This window comes from Kibdelosporangium persicum (assembly GCF_013280595.1).
Classification (GTDB): domain Bacteria; phylum Actinomycetota; class Actinomycetes; order Mycobacteriales; family Pseudonocardiaceae; genus Kibdelosporangium; species Kibdelosporangium persicum.
In genome coordinates this window covers 1-1,999 of sequence record NZ_JAAATY010000083.1, presented here as the reverse complement: position 1 = coordinate 1,999, position 1,999 = coordinate 1, and the positions used below count along the sequence as shown (strand labels likewise).

Below are 1,999 nucleotides of genomic sequence, written 5' to 3'. Positions count from 1 at the left end.
GCATCCACCAAAACCAGACGACCCGGGTTCTCCGCCTCAGCACTCCGCAACAAACCCCACACCGACGCGGCAACCGGATCCACCACATCAGCCCCGACCACCTTCACCGCACCACACGTCAACACAACAAGCCTGCTGTCCGACTCATCGGCCAACCAAGCCTGCACTGTGGCGAGTGTTTCCACCAAGAGCTCGTGAACCGCTTGCCGAACGTCCTCAGTGGACGTCCGCACCGGAAGCACAACCACCGGCGGCACCTCGTCGCCCACCTCATCGTGGAACGCCCAAGCACCCACCTCACCCTGCGAGGCCGCCGGAACCCAACCCACCCGGAACAACGAATCCATCACCGCAGGCGCCGAAACCGACTGCCCCGCCGAAACCTCGCGAAGCACCAGCCCGCCGACCGAAGCCACCAGAACGCCTTCCGAGTCGGTCAACTCGAGGCTGACCGAGTCGGCACCAGTGGACCTGACCCGGACACGCACGGCCGTCGCGCCCGTGGCGTGCAACGAGAAGTCCTGCCACGAGAACGGCAACCGGGTTCCAGAACCTCCGCCGGACGGCAGCAGGCCGATCGCGTGCAGAGCCGAATCCAGCAGCGCCGGATGCAAACCGAAACCGGCCGCCTCATCATGCGCCGCCGGAGGCAGAGCAAGCTCAGCGAAAACCTCGTCCCCCTGCCGCCAGGCGGCCTTCAGGCACTGGAACACCGGGCCATAACCCAGCCCCATGCCAGACAGATCGTCATAAAAGCCAGCGACATCCACCGGTTCCGCGCCATCAGGCGGCCACACACCGGCTACCGCGACGGGACGCACATCCTCAGGCGCAAGCACACCAGTGGCGTGTTCAGTCCACGGCGTTTCACCAGAAGCACCCTGCTCCCGAGAATAAACCGCGACCTCACGAACACCGTCACCACCAGCACCACCAACCACAACCTGAACCGCAAGACCACCCTGCTCCGGCACCACCACCGGCGCCACCAGATTCAACTCGACCACACGCGGGCAACCCACCTCATCACCCGCACGTACCACCATCTCCAACAACGCCGTACCCGGCACCAACACCGAACCGAGCACGGTGTGATCGGCCAACCACGGCTGTGCCGAACGAGACAACCTGCCATAACAAATCAATCCATCGCCACCGGCCGTCGGCACCACAGCACCCAGCAACGGATGCTCAGCCGCAGACAAACCCAAACCAGCAACATCACCAACCGCCGCACCACTCTCCAGCCAGAACCGCTCACGCTGGAACGCGTACGTGGGCAAGTCGATCACCCGAGCACCGGACCCTGCGAACAGTGCCTTCCAATCGACGGCGACACCGTTCGCGTGCGCGGTGCTCAAGGCGGTCATCGCGGTCGTGACTTCGTCACGGTCCCTACGCAGGAACGACGAGAACACACCGTCGGCGGTGTTGGCTCCCATCGCGGACAGCACACCGTCTGGCCCGATCTCCAGGAAACACGTGACACCCGCCGCGTCGAGCCGCGAAACAGCGTCAGCGAACCGGACCGTCTCACGCACATGCTGGACCCAGTACTCCGGGTCGGTCAGATCCCGTCGCACACCTGCCACTGTGGACACCACAGGAACCTTGGGCTCGTTGAAGGTCAAGCCCTGCACGACAGCACGGAACTCGTCCAGCATCGGCTCCATCAACACCGAATGGAACGCATGCGACACCGACAACCGCCTGACCCGACGACCCTGCGCCTTGAAGTGCTCACCCACCGCCAAAGTGGGGCCCTCTACACCGGACACCACCACCGCAGCCGGGCCGTTGACCGCGGCCAAGGAGACCTCATCCGACAGGTGCTCCCTGACCTCGTCCTCACTCGCCTCAACAGCCACCATCGCACCACCCGACGGCAACGCCTGCATCAACCGACCACGCGCCTCCACCAACCGAGCAGCATCCGCAAGCGACAACACACCCACCACATGAGCCGCCGCAATCTCACCAATCGAATGCCCAGCCACAA

The 1,999-nt window shown here is 64.4% G+C and carries 1 protein-coding gene; it reads right to left on the bottom strand.

The features are described from left to right. On the bottom strand, positions 1-1,949 hold a 1,949-nt coding region (locus GC106_RS46940; protein ID WP_312873463.1), incomplete at its 3' end, for a polyketide synthase dehydratase domain-containing protein. Positions 1,950-1,999: the final 50 nt, after the last annotated feature.